This window comes from Malacoplasma iowae (assembly GCF_900660615.1).
Taxonomy (GTDB): Bacteria; Bacillota_I; Bacilli_A; order Mycoplasmatales; family Mycoplasmoidaceae; genus Malacoplasma; species Malacoplasma iowae.
The window spans coordinates 212042-230423 of the sequence record NZ_LR215023.1 but is presented as its reverse complement, the minus strand read 5'-3'; the positions used below and the strand labels follow the sequence as shown (position 1 = coordinate 230423).

General features: G+C 24.8%; 9 protein-coding genes. 1 reads left to right on the top strand and 8 read right to left on the bottom strand.

The window, feature by feature from the left end:
- Positions 1 to 42: 42 nt before the first annotated feature.
- The 8 genes from EXC57_RS00920 to EXC57_RS00890 form a co-directional block, all read right to left on the bottom strand.
- Positions 43 to 1017, bottom strand: a complete 975-nt coding sequence (locus EXC57_RS00920; RefSeq protein ID WP_129692521.1) for an IS30 family transposase — start codon at positions 1015 to 1017, stop codon at positions 43 to 45.
- A gap of 40 nt (positions 1018 to 1057) precedes the next feature.
- Positions 1058 to 2641 (bottom strand): hypothetical protein, encoded by a 1584-nt coding sequence (locus EXC57_RS00915; RefSeq protein WP_229503182.1) that lies wholly within the window; start codon positions 2639 to 2641, stop codon positions 1058 to 1060.
- A gap of 427 nt (positions 2642 to 3068) precedes the next feature.
- Entirely contained in the window at positions 3069 to 4709 is a 1641-nt protein-coding gene (locus tag EXC57_RS05250; RefSeq protein WP_229503181.1) for a lipoprotein 17-related variable surface protein, read from the bottom strand.
- An 87-nt stretch (positions 4710 to 4796) separates the two neighbouring features.
- Entirely contained in the window at positions 4797 to 6374 is a 1578-nt protein-coding gene (locus EXC57_RS05245) for a hypothetical protein (RefSeq protein WP_229503180.1), read from the bottom strand.
- A 336-nt stretch (positions 6375 to 6710) separates the two neighbouring features.
- Positions 6711 to 7685 (bottom strand): IS30 family transposase, encoded by a 975-nt coding sequence (locus EXC57_RS00905; protein WP_129692520.1) that lies wholly within the window; start codon positions 7683 to 7685, stop codon positions 6711 to 6713.
- Positions 7686 to 7909: 224 nt separating this feature from the next.
- Positions 7910 to 11218: a lipoprotein 17-related variable surface protein gene (locus tag EXC57_RS00900; protein ID WP_129692519.1), complete on the bottom strand. Its 3309-nt coding sequence runs from the start codon at positions 11216 to 11218 to the stop codon at positions 7910 to 7912.
- A 315-nt stretch (positions 11219 to 11533) separates the two neighbouring features.
- Positions 11534 to 13366 carry a hypothetical protein gene (locus EXC57_RS00895; protein ID WP_129692518.1) on the bottom strand — a complete coding sequence of 611 codons (1833 nt, stop codon included), beginning with the start codon at positions 13364 to 13366 and terminating at the stop codon, positions 11534 to 11536.
- Positions 13367 to 13512: 146 nt separating this feature from the next.
- Positions 13513 to 16893 carry a lipoprotein 17-related variable surface protein gene (locus EXC57_RS00890; RefSeq protein WP_129692517.1) on the bottom strand — a complete coding sequence of 1127 codons (3381 nt, stop codon included), beginning with the start codon at positions 16891 to 16893 and terminating at the stop codon, positions 13513 to 13515.
- Positions 16894 to 17387: 494 nt separating this feature from the next.
- On the opposite strand from EXC57_RS00890, the gene EXC57_RS00885 reads away from it, so the two are divergent.
- Positions 17388 to 18362, top strand: coding sequence for an IS30 family transposase (locus EXC57_RS00885; protein WP_129692514.1), 975 nt, complete (start codon positions 17388 to 17390; stop codon positions 18360 to 18362).
- The last annotated feature ends 20 nt before the right edge of the window (positions 18363 to 18382 follow it).

Here is an 18382-nt window from a genome sequence, read left to right as displayed (position 1 = left end):
TTAAACTCTCGACTTTGAAATATAAGTTGAGAGTTTTTTGTTTTAAATATTTTCTTGATACATTTGGTAAGCTGTTTTATAACCAAACATTTTTCTTGGGATGTTGTTTACTTTTCATTCAAGAGTTTTTATTTTATCTTCACTTACTAAACTGAAGTCAGTTCCTTTTTTATATCATCTTCTAACTATCCCATTTATGTTCTCGTTGGACCCTCTTTGGAATGAAGAATAAGGTTGGCAATAATAAACTTTAAAGTTGAATTGTTTTGCAGTTATTCCCATCATTTGAAACTCTAACCCATTATCAACAGTGATGCTTTTTATTGGGAGTTTTTCATCTCGAATAATGGTATACATTTTAGCCATCATTGATCTAGCGTTTTTACCTTTTATTTTTCTAATAATTGCCAACCTTGTTTTTCTTTCTACTAATGTTAATAAGTGGTAATAACCACTTTGCCTTTTACTAACTATTAGATCAGCTTCTCAATGTCCAAATTCTTTTCTTTTGTTTATCTTTTCTGGTCTTAGACTATAAGGAATGCAGTATTTTCCATCAATTTTAGAAAATATACCTATTTTTCTTCTTTTTCCTTTAACATATTTTCTTCTTAAACAATCTCTTCTTTGTATCTTTCAAATCTTGCTATTGATTCATCTAAATACTTGCCTAGCACTTGGAACTTTAACTAATGGATAGTTTTCTTTTATTCAAAAAATTGTAGCTTCTACACCATGAGATTTAGGATTAAATTTTTTAATAAAAAGATCTGTGAAGTTTTTGTACTTCAACATAAAAAACATATGACAATTTGATTTTCTTCTAATGTATTTTTTGTGAGCATTTGATGAATAATAAATTCCTGTTGAAGATGTGTTTCTTTTTAATTCTCTTGATATTGTTGATTTGTTTTTATTTAAGATTTTTGCAATCTTATTCATAGAATATTTTTCTTTATTTCAAAGAAAATAAATTAAGCATCTTTCTTCTTTTGTTAAATGTTTATAAGTTTTCATAAGCACTCCTAATATTCATTATCTTTTTATTAGTGAACACTTACAAACAAAACAAATGAAGTGCACACTCTTTTTCGAGTGTTGCACTTCACATGTCAGTCGAGCAACTTCCATTTAAATAATCAAAATCATTACTAGTAATTTCTGATGGAAGTTTATTTTTCAAAACGCCATCTTTTATTTTGAAGTTTGCCGCTTGTAAAAATGCATCTTTTGTATTTAAAAGACCTTTTATATCACCCTTATCTTGGTCATTTCTATTTTCGCTAATGGCAACAGCTAAACCATATTGATTATTTTTAATTTCTTCATCTGTTTTATGTGGAAAATTAGGGTCTTCTTTATATAAAGAATTTATCATCATAATTTGACCAGTATATCCATGAACATTATAAAGAATGTAATTATTTGCATACTTATTAATATTGTTGGTTGTCGCTCCACCTATATCAAAATAAGTTATAGGACTAAGTAGATTATTATTTGTTGATGATTGTATGCTTGTAGTATTAATTTTATAAATTGTGTTATCATCTCTAAATTTATAATATAAATTATCACTGGCATCAAAAGTTCAAGATTGAACTCATTTAATATCATCTGTTAATCTAAGAACTTTCATATCAGTAGTTAATGGATCAAATAATACTAATTTATTATATAAAACAGTAACAACTGTACCGTTTGTAAGATAATAATAATCCCTTTGAGGTGTAGTTTGTTTTGTGTCAAACCCTTTTAAACCGTTTGCTATTAATAAAGGTTTTTCTCAATTATTTTTTTTGATTTCTTGTAAATTATTATTAACTAATATTCCATAAACATCAAAACTAGAAGTTGTTCCCGTTGGAAATTGAACAAATTGAGCAATGTTTAAATCATTTCCAATAGATATTAAGTTAAAAAAATATCAAGAAAATCCTGTATTGCTTGTTCCAACTTTATCTAACGAGTTTTTGAAATTATAAGGAACAGTAACGATTTCTTTTTTATCTTTTTTATAAAGATAAGCACTAGAATTTGGACCTAACCTTGCACCACCATACATTAGTACATCGCCAGATTTTAATACAGATAAAAATCTAACATCTGTTTTAACTGAAGGGAATTTAACTTCAGTATATTTTTCTGGTTTAGAATTTGTGAAATAGTCATTGCCTGTTTTTACATCAATTCCCATTAACTTTTGAGTAATGTTGTTTTCTTTATAGCTTCCTGCAGTTAAAATTCAAAGAACATCATTTTCTCTATCATAATCTCAATTAAATCATGATCTTTTTCAATCTCCATTTTTATAAGGATTATTCATTACTTTACTGATATCAATACTTCATCTTTCAGCACCAAATCAATCAAGAGATGTAATTTTTTCACCCCAATAAACTATTGGTCCAGTTTTTGCAGATAAATATGCATTTTGCCCATTAGCTTGAGTAGCAACTAATGGATATTCATTTTCAATTGAATTAGATTCAATGTTTTCTGGAAAAAATTCATTTGAATTAATAATATTTTTAGTTATATTATTATTTTTACTTGAATATAATCCAATTACAGATGATATTACTCCCATAGAAAATATGGAAGGAACAATCATAAGCAATAATTTACCTTTTTTATTCATATAAAACCTTTCGTGTTATAATTCGAAATTTATAACGTTTATATAATTTTATGCGCAAAAAAACAATAGTCAATGATGCTTGTTTTTTTAAAAAATCAACAATTTTGTAATATTAGTAAAACTTTTTTTTAATATTTTTTATAACTAAAATAATGAGCACTTTATTAAATGCAAATATAAGAAAAATTTTCTTTATCATTTAAAAACAAATTAGATTAAATAAATTGTCTTTAATGAATTTAATTAAATTTTATTTAATCAAAAAGTGGCATATTAAAAAAAATTATATAAACAAATATTTTTATATATACATTATTTTGGCATTAATAAAAAATTTTATGAAAAATAAAAAAAATCCACAAATAAATGTGGATAAAAATTGATTTATTTACAATTGCAAATTTTTATAAAAAATTGATATCAAATTTTATTCTGTCATAAAACCGCTATATGTTGCTGTATAAGACAATAATGAACGTTCATCATTAATTGAAGATCTATCAAATACAATTTTAATAGTTAAGTAACCATGTATATCATCAGTAGTTATTTCTAATTTATATTTATTCTGATTTATTGCATTGACATAATCACCAGAATGATAATTTATAAAATCTTTGATATCGATTTTATTTGATTCTATTTCTTTTTTAATAGATGTAGGTAATGTATCTTTAAAAGATAAATTATCATTAAACAATCTAGAATTAGTTTTAAAACTAAAGACATCATTAGTTGTAACTTGATTCCCTTTTGCGAAACCAGTATATCTTTCTATAAATACCAAATCCCCATCATTAATAGCATTTTTATAAGTTATTTTTACAGTAATTTCACCATTTGGATCATTATAGTAAACATTAATATCAGGTTGTGTTTGTATTGATTCAATACTTGAACCTTTCTTTTTAATAAGTGCTTCAGCCAATGATTTTGTATCTTTAATTTCTTTTCCACCAATAGTTAGTTTTATATCACTACTATGAGATGCATCATTATTTAATGTTTGATTGATTTGTTGTGGCGTGTATCTTTTAATATCATTCAAAGATTTATCATTATCATCTAAAAATATCAATGAAAATTGTGATTCATATTCAGAGGTTGTCTTAAAATCTGTAATTTCATCAATCCTTACATAATTCCCATCTTCGCTTGCACTAAAGCCATTAAGATTGCCAATTGAATTTGGATAGCCGCCATTAAGAATAAACTTAAGAGATAATTTACCTTCAGCATCGTTTGGAATTAATTCCAATTTTAAATCAGACGAGTTATATCCACTATATTTTAAAAAATTATTATAAATATCACTTATAGTAATTTCACTAGGTCTTTTTTCCTTTTTGTTAAAATTATTTGGATTTGTATTTAATAGAAAAGTATAATCACTTATCTTGTTTAAACCAGTATATGTTTTAGTGTAAACTTTATTTTTCTGGTTTGGATAATAATCTGAAGGAAGATAACCGCTAATTGTAATAGTTCCATTGGTATCATCTGTTTTAATATCAAAAATCATTTTGCTTATTGGATAACCTTGTGATTTATCAGTATTTATAAATTTAAGTATATTTGAAATATCACTTGTATTAAAAGATGAAGGTAACAAATTAGATTCACTTAATTCTTTTAATTCAGGAATGTTTCTTATATCTTCAGAATCATTGTTAGTTCCAATAAAATCTAAATTTGCATCTGTTCCAAGTTTGAATATATTGTATTCTTTTTCTTCTTCATATTTTTTAACATTATTATTTCTTGCTTCTAAACCAAGAGGAATATAATTAAAAATTGCCTTAATTTTAATAGTTCCTTTTTTATCATCATGACTCATTATTTGATAAGACTTATTAGGATAACTAACACCAGAAATGGTTGTTCTTTGTGAATTTATATTAATAGAAAAAGGATCAAATCTTTTAATATCTTGATCAGTAACTTTTGATGGCAATGTGTTTTTAAAATCATAATCTAAATTCACATCTTTTCAACTTACTCTATCTTTAATTTTGTTTGCATCTTTTGATGAGAAAGTTAATTTTTTTGGAGCTATATCACTTGGCATTTGACCATTATTTACAAATCATGGAATTTGATCTAGATTTACTTCAACATTTATTTCACCTGTTTCATCATTAATTGTTTTTACAAACTATGGATATTTTAGTTCGCCTGATTCATTTCTTTCATTGTTTCTTGTCAAAAAACTTTCATTAAGATAATTAAAATCTTCACTAGTTATTTCTGAAGGTAATTTATTTTTTAAAACATCACTTTTTATCTCGAAATTAGCAGCCTTTAAAAAGGCTTTGTCTGTGTTTAATAAACCCTTCATATCACCTTCATTAGTATTATTTTTATTTTCACTAATAGCTACTGCAAGTCCATATTGATTTTTGATTTGATCTTCAGGAGAAATTGGTTTAAAATTTGGGTCATCATTATAAACAGAATTTATCATCATTATTTGACCAGTATATCCATGCACATTATAAAGAATATAATTATCTGCATATTCATTTACATTATCTTTCACTGCACCACTTATATCAAAATATGTTGATGAATTTAAAAGATTTCCATTTTCTGTTGATTGAATATTATTTGTGTTTATCTTATAAATTGATGTGTCTTTTCTATATTTGAAATATAAGTTATCACTAGCATCAAATGTTCAAGATTGAACTCATTTTGTTTCATCTGTTAGTTTCAATACTCTCATAGATGTGCTATTTGGATCAAAAATAACCAATCTATTATAAAGGATTGTAACAACTAAACCATTGGTTAAGTAATAATAATCTCTTTGTGGTGTAGTTTGTTTGTTATTATATCCATCCAAACCTTTTGCAATTAACATAGCCTTTGGTCAATGATCGTTTTTAATTTGATTTAAATTATCATCAACTAAAATTCCATAAACATTAAAACTAGATGTATTAGATGTTGTAGGAAATTGAACAAACTCAACTATATTTTTATTATTCCCGATTGAAATTAAATTAAAAAAATATCATTTAAAATTGTTATTTTGACTTACTGCTTCATTTAAAGTTGCTGTAAAATCATATGAAATTTTTTCTATCTGTTGTGTTGATTTTCTATAAATATACGCTTCTGATTTTGTGTTTAATCTTGCACCACCATACATTAACACATCACCAGATTTTAACACTGATAAGAATCTAACATCAGTACTAACACCAGGAAAATTTATTTGTTTATATTTAGTAGGCTTTGAATTAGTGAAATAGTCATTACCATTTCTAACATCTATAGCTATAAGTTTTTGAGTAACTTTATGTTCTGTTCTTCAATTTCCTGCAGTTAATATTCATAGAACATCATTTGTTCTATCATAATCTCAATTAAATCATGTTCTTTTTCAATCACCTTGACTATGTGGGTTATCGATTATTTTACTTATATCAACACTTCATCTTTCAGCCCCAAATCAATCTAAAGAAGTTATTTTATCTCCTCAATAAACAATTGGACCAGTTTTTGCAGAAAGATATGCATTTTGACCGTTTGCTTGTGTAGGAACTAAAGGGTATTCTTCGTTCATAGTGTTTGTGTCAAAAATTTCTGGTGAAAATTTTTCTGAATTAAACCCATTTTTAAAAATCTCATTTCCATAATTCAAAGATAATCCTGCAACTGAAGATATCATTCCTATAGAAAATATAGATGAAACTATTGTAAGTATGACCTTACTTTTTTTGCCCATATAAAATCCTCTCTCACTTTAAATTAAAAGTTTTAATAAGACTTATAATAATTCTATGGTCAAAAAAACAATAGTCAACATTACAACAAGACATATAATATTCATATTCAAAATAAACTAATATTTAATAGAAGCAATATTTTCAACACATTTTGTTAGTCATTTTATTAGATTAAAAAATTATTTTTTCAAATTATTAATTTAAATAAGTTTGGTTTTAAATGAAAAAGTTAACAACAAATTATGTTGTTAACTCCCTAACTGACATGTGAAGTGCAACACTTCAATGTTACATTAAACTCTCGACTTTGAAATATAAGTTGAGAGTTTTTTGTTTTAAATATTTTCTTGATACATTTGGTAAGCTGTTTTATAACCAAACATTTTTCTTGGGATGTTGTTTACTTTTCATTCAAGAGTTTTTATTTTATCTTCACTTACTAAACTGAAGTCAGTTCCTTTTTTATATCATCTTCTAACTATCCCATTTATGTTCTCGTTGGACCCTCTTTGGAATGAAGAATAAGGTTGGCAATAATAAACTTTAAAGTTGAATTGTTTTGCAGTTATTCCCATCATTTGAAACTCTAACCCATTATCAACAGTGATGCTTTTTATTGGGAGTTTTTCATCTCGAATAATGGTATACATTTTAGCCATCATTGATCTAGCGTTTTTCCCTTTTATTTTTCTAATAATTGCCAACCTTGTTTTTCTTTCTACTAATGTTAATAAGTGGTAATAACCACTTTGCCTTTTACTAACTATTAGATCAGCTTCTCAATGTCCAAATTCTTTTCTATTGTTTATCTTTTCTGGTCTTAGACTATAAGGAATGCAGTATTTTCCATAAATTTTAGAAAATATACCTATTTTTCTTCTTTTTTCTTTAACATATTTTCTTCTTAAACAATCTCTTCTTTGTATCTTTCAAATCTTGCTATTGATTCATCTAAATACTTGCCTAGCACTTGGAACTTTAACTAATGGATAGTTTTCTTTTATTCAAAAAATTGTAGCTTCTACACCATGAGATTTAGGATTAAATTTTTGAATAAAAAGATCTGTGAAGTTTTTGTACTTCAACATAAAAAACATATGACAATTTGATTTTCTTCTAATGTATTTTTTGTGAGCAGATGATGAATAATAAATTCCTGCTGAAGATGTGTTTCTCTTCAACTCTCTTGATATTGTTGATTTGTTTTTATTTAAGATTTTTGCAATCTTATTCATAGAATATTTTTCTTTATTTCAAAGAAAATAAATTAAGCATCTTTCTTCTTTTGTTAAATGTTTATAAGTTTTCATAAGCACTCCTAATATTCATTATCTTTTTATTAGTGAACACTTACAAACAAAACAAATGAAGTGCACACTCTTTTTCGAGTGTTGCACTTCACATGTCAGTCGAGCAGTTAACAACAAATTATGTTGTTAACTTTATAGATTAAGTTAAAAAAATAAATTTAATTAAACAATCAATAAATCTCATAATTATTTAGAAACTATTTTAAGCCAAAAATATTAAAATTTTATTCTGTCATAAATCCATTATAAGTTACAGTATAAGACAATAATGATTTAGTGTCTTTAATTGATAATTGATCAAAAGATATTTTGATAGTCAAATAGCCATATATATCATTAGCCACTATTTCCAAACTGTAATTATTCTCTTCTATAGCTTTTATATAATCACCAGAATGGTAATTAATAAAATCTCTAATATCAATTTTTTTATTCAAAAGATCGGTTTTTATTGATGAAGGAATAGCAGTTTTTAAAGAATTATTATCACTAAATAATCTAGAATTTGTTTTAAAACTAAATACATCATTCGTTGTAACTTGATTTCCTCTAGCAAAACCTGTAAATCTTTGAATGAATACTAAATCTTCACCATTATTAACATTTTTATAAGTTAATTTAATGGTTATTTCACCATTTGGATCATTATAATAAACATTTATATCAGGTTCTGTTTGTATTTGACTAATACTAGATCCTTTTTCTTTTATTAATGCTTGACATAGTTCTTTAGTGTTCTTAATTACTTTATTACCTATTTTTAAAACTATATTGTTATGAGTTTCTCCTTCTTGATTAAGTGTTTGATTAATTTGTTGAGGAGTGTATTTTTTAATTTCATTTAATATTACATCATTATCATCATAGAATTTTAATAAAAATTGTGATTCATATTCTTCTGTTGTTTTGAAACCACTGACTACATCTAATCTATAGTATGTTCCGTTAGTATCTTTTGTAAAACCATTTAAAAGTCCAATTGAATCATTATAATGACTACTTAAAATATATTTAATTGTTAATATACCATCCTTATCATTAGGAATTAATTCCAAACTAACATTAGATGAATTGTATCCACTATATGATACAAAATTGTTAAAAACATCATTAATTGTTATTTCGCTAGGTCTTTTTGATTTTTTAACAAAATTTGTTGGATTACTATATGTTGAAAATTTATAATCTGATATTTTGTTTAAACCAATATATGTTTTAGTAAAAGTTTTATTGTTATCGTCAGAATAATAGCCATCAGGTAAAGACCCTGTTATTGTAATAGTTCCATCTATATCGTTTGGAATTATTTTAAATGTCATTTTGCTAATAGGATAACCTGTTGATCGATCTGTATTTATAAATTTTAAAATACTTGTTAAATCTTTTGTGTTAAAAGATGATGGTAATAAATTTGATTCACTTAAACCCTTTAATTCGGGTATATTTTTTATATCTTCTTTTTCTCCTCCATTACCAACAAAAACTAGATTATGACTCATAGTTTTATTAAAAATCTTGTATTCTTTTTCTTCAGAATAAGTTAAAATATTTTTTTGTTTTTGATCAACACCTAATGGTAAATATTGAAAAGTTGTTTTTATGGTTACATTACCAGTTGTGTCATCTCTTTTTACTATTTCATATTTTTTGTTAGGATAACTTACATTGCCTATGCTTAATATTTGAGATTGAATATTAATTGAAAAAGGATCAAATCTATAGACATCTTCATCAGTCAATTTAGATGGAAGTGTGTTTTTAAAATCATAATCAAAATTTGAATCTTTTCATGTAATTCTAGAAGAAATCTTATCAGATTTGTCTGAGCTAAATTTTAATGTTTTAGGAGCTATATCACTTGGCATTTGACCATTATTAACAAATCAAGGTATTTGATCCAAGTTAACTTCAACTTCGATTTTTCCTTTTTCATCATCAATTGTCGTCTTAGTAAATCTTGGGTATTTTAAATTACCTTTTTCATCTCTTTCGTTATTTCTGGTTAAGAAACTTTCATTTAAGTAATCAAAATCATTACTAGTAATTTCTGATGGAAGTTTGTTTTCTAATACACCTTTTTTTATTTCAAAATTAGCAGCCTGTAAAAAAGCTTTATCTGTATTTAATAAACCTTTTACATCTCCAGTATTTTGGTTAAATCTATTTTCACTTATAGCTACTGCAAGTCCATATTGGTTTTTTAATTTATCATCTTCAGTGATATTACCAAAGTTTGGGTCATCTCTATAAATAGAGTTTATCATCATTATTTGACCAGTATATCCATGAACATTATAAAGAACATAATTATTTGAGTATGAATTGATATTATTTGTTGTTGCTCCACCTATATCAAAATAAGTAATAGGACTTAAAAGATTATCATTCTGTGTTGCTTGGATATTAGATGTATTAATTTTATAAATAAATGTGTCACTTCTATATTTAAAGTATAGATTATCACTAGCATCAAAAGTTCATGATTGTACTCACTTAATATCATCAGTTAATTTTAAAACTTTAACATCAGTAGTTCTTGGATCAAAAAGAACCAACTTATTATATAAAACAGTAACCACGTTACCATTTGTAAGATAATAGTAGTCTCTTTGTGGTGTTGTTTGTTTATTGTTAAATCCATTAAGACCTTTAGTTATAAGTTTTGGTTTGTCTCAAATCTTATTTTTTACCTGTTGTAAATTGTCATTTACCAAAATACCATAAACATCAAAACTTGATGTTTGCGCAGAACCATCAGGAAATTGAACAAATTGTGCAACATTAAGATTATTACCTATTGAAATCAAATTGAAAAAATATCATCTAAATGAACGATTGGCTCTTACAACAGAATTTAAAGCATCATTAAAATTATAAGAAATAGCTGTAATTTTATCTTCAGATTTACTATAAATATATGCTTCTGAATTTAATGGTAATCTAGCACCACCATACATTAATACATCACCAGATTTTAATACTGATAAGAATCTAACATCAGTCATATTTTTAGGGAATGGTATTTCTTTGTATGATTTATTTTTATTAAAAAAATCGTTACCTGTTTTAACATCAATTGCTATTAGTTTTTGATTAACATTTGTTCCAGGTTTTCAATTACCAGCAGATAATATTCAAAGAACATCATTTTCTCTATCATAATCTCAGTTAAATCAAGCTCTTTTTCAATCTCCATCATGAGTTGGCGATGTCAATACTTTATTCATATCAACACTTCATCTTTCAGCGCCGAATCAATCTAAGGAAGTTATTTTATCCCCCCAATAAACTATTGGACCTGTTTTTGCAGATAAATATGCATTTTGACCATTAGCTTGTGATGCAACTAATGGATATTTTTCATCCATTAAATTAGATGATAATGGTTCATCAGAAAAAGTTTTATTGTCTAAAGTCCCACTATCTTTTATTTTTAATGCATCATTTATTTGTATACTTGTTACTGTTAATGCGGTTCCCAAAATAAACGTAGAACCAATAACACTTATTAATAATTTGCTTTTTTTAGTCATTTTAACTCCCTTATTACATATAGTATTTTTATATTCTATTAAAAATAAAAATCATATTCAATAAACCATTTTTAACAAATTAGATATAAAAATGTTTTTGGAATTAAATTTTACATTAAAAAAATAAGAGGTTTTGTTAAGCGACAAATAATTTAAATTATTTTTAGAATAAAAAATTAAAGTTTTTAATTTTGAAAATACTAAAAATTTATTTAATTGTTTTTGATTTTTTGAAAATTAGAACAAAAGTTAAAAAAACAGATTTTGTTAAATTAAAATCTGTTCAAAATTAATTAATAATTAAAAAATATTTAACTAAGCTTTTTCTAAATTTAAAGGTATTTGTTGTGTTGGTTCATATGTATTAGAAGCAAGAAAACCCCTATACATTTTGTCACCAGATGCTGCAGTTGCAGTTATAGAACCAGATATAATAAGTTTTCTACTTTCTGAATTTTGATTATATGTAATATTTTTTTCATTTTCAGTAATATTAAAAGCTTTTTTAAATGTAAAGCCTTTTTTTGGTTGAATAGTAATTTCTAAAGATAAATTATCTGCATCACCTGTTACAGAAATACCAGTAAATTCTATATATCCAAATAATTTTATATTGTTTTCTTTATTTGCATCTATCTTTATTAACAATTCTTTAAATCTTTCTGAATTAACACTTGTAAAATTTTGTTTAAAAGCCGCAAAATAATTATCCTCATTTGTTTCATGACCTTTTGAACCAAAAGTAAGGGCAGATTCTAAATAATAATTAGCCATTTTTTCATTCCTAAGTCCTAAAAATATATTAGATTCGCCAATCTTATCTACATAATAAGCATTAGGAACATTTAATTGTAGTGGTACAGATGATTTTTTTTCTTCTGTTGGTAATTCAGAAACTATTTTATAAGTTGTGAAATTTAAATTTAAATCTATATCATTATTAGACTGTTGTGATAATGTTGTAAATATAAGTATAGAGTATTCACCATTAAAATCTGCACTATTTATGTCTCTTGTTTTCATTTCAATTTGAATACCCAATAATCTATCTTTTGTTAGATTTGTAATTTCAAGATCATTAATTATTTGATCCTCATTCAATTCAGTTGCATCAATTTCATTACCATCTACATGATCTGTTAATTCTTTTCCATCTGTAACTCATTTTAATGATTTTAATATATCAATATCCTTGATAGGTGATGTTATTAAACCAATAGAATTATTATCATTACTTTTTTCATCTAAAATAATTACTTTTTTTGAATTAGATTTGCTTGAAAAAACGTGCTCTTTTGTTTCATTGCTAGTAACAGTATAAACAAAAGATACATCTGATGATAAAGTAAGATTATTATCATCTGCACCATAAGTTGTTTCTATACTTAATTCAGGTAAAAAATTAACATTATCTGCCGGAATTGATAACACATAATTTTTTACACTTTCATCTGTTGTTTCTGAATTAAATTTTTTAATTGTAGCTGGTTGCTGATTATCGCTTACTGAAACACCAACTAATAATTCACCATTATCTCCTATTACAATATCTGAATTGGCCAAACTTGCTTTTTTATTATCAAAATTTTCTAGTGAATTTTTAGCAATCTTATCAAGATTAGTGTCAAAAAAATCTTTCAATCCAGAATTGGATTTAAAATCTATTTTCTCATTAGTATTCGGTGATTCTCCAAAACCTTTTCAAACCATAGTGGTTGGCTGATTTTTTGATGACCACTCAGAAAAAGTTTCTGAACCTCAAGAATTATTATCTCAATTTTTCACTTTTGAATTTATATTTATTAACTTTTGTTGATCTTCTGGAATATCAGTTCAATTACTAATAATTTGTTCTTTATTACCATTGATTACATTATTAAAATTTTTATTAACATCATCTGCCTTACTAGACGTAGTTATAAATTTATCCAAACTACCTATACCTTTTATTGATGATTTTAATTGCGGCTTAACAAATTCATTTGGTTTATTATCTTCACCACCATTGTTATTACCATCTCCATGACCATTATTTGTTGAATTTCCTGGTAACCTTATTATATTTGTACTACCAATAACTATACCAGAAGCTAAAACCAAAGAACTTAATGAAGTTGCAAATAATACTCATTTTAAACTTCTCTTCATTTTAATGACCTCTTATTATCATTAATATAATAACAAAAAAACATAATACTATAAAACCCAGCAAATTTAAATAAATGTTGCTTTTGAGTAAACCAAACTAAAATATTTAATTAAATTTTTATATAAGTTAAAAAATAATTTTTTCATTATTCATGCATAAAACCATTGTATGTAGCAGTATAAGATAATAATGAATTTGTATCAACAATATCAGTTCTGTCAAATACTATTTTAATAGTTAAATATCCAAAAATATCATCATAAACAACATCCAAATCAAATTTATTATTATCTATTGATTTTTTATAATCACCAGAATAATAGTTAAGAAATTTATTTAATTCTTTTACTCTAGAATTTTTATCATTTAACATACTTGCAATTTCACTAGGTAATAATTTTTTTAATTCACTATTGTCAAACATCAATTTATCTTGAGTTTTAAAAGATAATATATCATTTGTTGTAACTTGATTACCTTTTGCAAAACCTGTATATCTTTGAATAAAAACCAAATCACTATTTATGTCTTGAATATTTTTAAAAGTTAATTTAATAGTTATTTCACCATTTGGATCATTATAATAAATTTCATACGAAAAATTATTTTGATTCAAATCTTCTACTTTTGGAATTTTACTTCCTGTTGATTTAATCAATGCTTTTGCTAATTCTTCTTCAGTTTTTATTTCTTTACCATTTATTATGATGTTTTTATTATCATCTATTTTTGATGAAATGTTTTTTAATGAAAGACTTATTTGTTTAGGTGTAAATTTTTTAATGTCATTTAATGAAAAATCATTGTCATCAATAAAATTCACTTGATATTGTTTTTCATATTCATCATTAGTTTGGAAACCGTCTACTTTTACAACATATTCATAGCCATTTTCTGTTTTAACAAATCCATTATAGTTATTTGCTATTGATTCTGGATAATCACCATTTAAATAAAATGTTACTTGAAGTTCCCCTGTTTCATCATTTGGTTGAAGATTAATAGATAAATCAGAAGAGTTATATCCACTATACATAACAAAATATTTATAAATATCTTGTTCACTTACTTCACTTGGTCTATACGAATTTTTATTAAACTCTTTTGGATTGGCATTAAAAATAAATTTATAATTGGATGTTTTATTTAAACCAGTATATGTTTTAGTGAAAACTTTATCTTCTTGGTCCCCATAATATTCTTTAGGTAATACAGCAGTTATTTTTAAAGTACCATTATTATCGTTTGGAGTAACATTAAATTTCATTTTACTTAATGGATAACCACTAGATGTATCAGTATTAATAAATCTTAAAATTGACGAATTATCTTCACTTGATATACTACTTGGTAACAAATTTGATTCACTCAATTCCTTTAACTGAGGAATGGAATTTATGTTTTCTTCTGTTTGCCCATTTCCAACAAAATTAAATTTTTTCTCATCACTAGTTTTAAAAATATTGAATGTTTTTTCAAATGTTTGTTTTAAAATATTTTCACTTTTTGCTTCAACATCAATAGGAAGATATGAATATTCCATTGTTATTTTTATTTCGCCAGTTTCATCTTTTCTTTCAGTTATCTTATATTCTTCTTTTGGATAAGACACACCGCCAATTGTTGTTTTTTGTGATGTTATATTAATAGAAAAAGGACTAAATCTTTTAACGTCATCTACTGTTACCTTTGATGGTAATGTATTTTTAAAATCATAATCTAAATTAACATCTTTTCAGTTAACCCTATCAGAAATTTTTTGTTTTGTGTTAAATCATTTAGTTATTGTTAAAGGTGCAATATCTGATGGCATAACATTATTGTTAACAAATCATGGAATTTGATCGATGTTAGCTGTTATTCTTAAATTTCCTTGATCACCATTCTTTTTTCCATCATCATTTATTACTTCTTTGACAAATTGAGGATATTTTAATGTCCCATTATTGTTTTTTTCTGTATTTTGTGTAAAGAAACCATCATTAGTTATTGTTAAATCTTGTCTTGATATTTCACTAGGAAGTTTATTGTTTAATATAGAATCATCAATTGAAAAATCAGATGATTTTATAAATGCTTTATCTGTGTTTAGCAAACCTTTTATATCCCCAAATAAAGGATTATTTTCATTTGAAGTTATAGCCACAGCCAATCCATATTGATTTGCAACGATTTCTTCTTCTGATTTATCTTTAAAATTTGGATCAGTATTAAAATAAGAATTCAACATCATTATCTGACCATAATATCCATGGACATTATAAAGAATATAATCTTTAGCATATTTATTAACCCCATTTTGACTTGAACTATTAATATCAAAATAAGTGTTTAAGTTAACTAAACTATTATCTTGTGTTGATTTTACAGATGTTGAAGATGAAGCATAAATAAAACCATCATCTTTATATTTAAAAAATAAATTTTCTCCACTATCAAATGTTCATGATAAAACTCATTTATCTTCATCTGATAATTTTAAAGATTTAAAATCAACATCTCCATTAGGATCTACAATAATTATTCTGTTATAAAGAACAGTAACAACTTTTCCATCGGCAAAATAATAATAATCACGTTGTGGTGTTATTTTACTGTTTTTATAACCGTTTATTCCGTTTGCAGCTAGTTTTGGTTTAGATCACTTATTATTTTTTATTATGTTCAATTTATCATCAACTAAAATAAAATAAACATTAAAGTTTGCATCATTAACACCATTACCAATATCAACACCAGATTTAGTTGTAAAATTAACAATTTCAACAAGATTTCTATTATTTGATACTGGTATTAAATTAAAAAAATATCACTTAGAATCACTTGGTTTAGAAATAATATTCATATGTTCTTCAAATTTATGGTTAACTGTTTCAATTTTATTTTGATTTTTATCATATAAATATGCATTACCATTTAATCCGGTTTTTGCTCCACCATACATTAAAACATTACCGTTTTTCAAAACAGTAAGAAACCTAACATCAGAATTAGTTTGAGGGAAATCAATTGAGCTAATTTTGTTTTGCTCATTTATTTCTTTACCTGTAAATGCGTCTTTTCCAGTTTCAACATCTATTGCTAACAATCTTTGTTTAACATTACTTCAACTAGCACCACTAGTTAGAATATACAAAATATTGTTTGTTCTATCATAATCATAGTTAAATCAACTTCTTTTTCAATCCCCAGTTTTAAAAGGATTTTCCATCATTGTATCTAAATCAACACTTCATCTTTCTCCACCAAATCAATCCAAAGAAGAAATTTTTGACCCTCAATAAACTATTGGTCCTGTTTTTGCAGATAAAAATGTATTTTGACTATTTGCTTGAGTTGGTGTTAATTTATTTAATTCTTCATTTATAAGATTATTATTACTTAAATTATTTGATTGATCGTTAATATTTGCATTACTAATTTTATAAGATGATTTTTTATTAATCACAAAACTAGGTATAAAACCAATTGATGCTCCTGATAAAGAAGCTATAATTGTAGTTAAAATTATTTTTTTTCTTACCATAAAAAATACCATATAAATTTATTTAAGTTTTATCATAAATTATTTTTCAATTAAAGTTTGCAAACACAACAAGAACTTGTTTAAATAAAAAACAAATAAAATGATGATTATTAAAAAACTTATAAAAATAAACAATAAAAAATTAAAAAATTAATCATTTTTTTACAAATTTATTAATTCTTCTAAAAAGTTTTTAATTAAAAATTAATTAAGATTAAAACTTGTTATCTAAATTTTTATTAAGTAAATAATAATCTAGGGTTTAAAAATTATTTTTAAAATACATACTTTAAATATTTTTTTAATGCTCATACACATGAATTTAAAATAATAGATAAAAATAAAAAATTGAAATAATAAAATGATTAGTTAAATTTTATTATTTCAATGCTCGACTGACATGTGAAGTGCAACACTCGAAAAAGAGTGTGCACTTCATTTGTTTTGTTTGTAAGTGTTCACTAATAAAAAGATAATGAATATTAGGAGTGCTTATGAAAACTTATAAACATTTAACAAAAGAAGAAAGATGCTTAATTTATTTTCTTTGAAATAAAGAAAAATATTCTATGAATAAGATTGCAAAAATCTTAAATAAAAACAAATCAACAATATCAAGAGAATTAAAAAGAAACACATCTTCAACAGGAATTTATTATTCATCAAATGCTCACAAAAAATACATTAGAAGAAAATCAAATTGTCATATGTTTTTTATGTTGAAGTACAAAAACTTCACAGATCTTTTTATTCAAAAATTTAATCCTAAATCTCATGGTGTAGAAGCTACAATTTTTTGAATAAAAGAAAACTATCCATTAGTTAAAGTTCCAAGTGCTAGGCAAGTATTTAGATGAATCAATAGCAAGATTTGAAAGATACAAAGAAGAGATTGTTTAAGAAGAAAATATGTTAAAGGAAAAAGAAGAAAAATAGGTATATTTTCTAAAATTGATGGAAAATACTGCATTCCTTATAGTCTAAGACCAGAAAAGATAAACAAAAGAAAAGAATTTGGACATTGAGAAGCTGATCTAATAGTTAGTAAAAGGCAAAGTGGTTATTACCACTTATTAACATTAGTAGAAAGAAAAACAAGGTTGGCAATTATTAGAAAAATAAAAGGTAAAAACGCTAGATCAATGATGGCTAAAATGTATACCATTATTCGAGATGAAAAACTCCCAATAAAAAGCATCACTGTTGATAATGGGTTAGAGTTTCAAATGATGGGAATAACTGCAAAACAATTCAACTTTAAAGTTTATTATTGCCAACCTTATTCTTCATTCCAAAGAGGGTCCAACGAGAACATAAATGGGATAGTTAGAAGATGATATAAAAAAGGAACTGACTTCAGTTTAGTAAGTGAAGATAAAATAAAAACTCTTGAATGAAAAGTAAACAACATCCCAAGAAAAATGTTTGGTTATAAAACAGCTTACCAAATGTATCAAGAAAATATTTAAAACAAAAAACTCTCAACTTA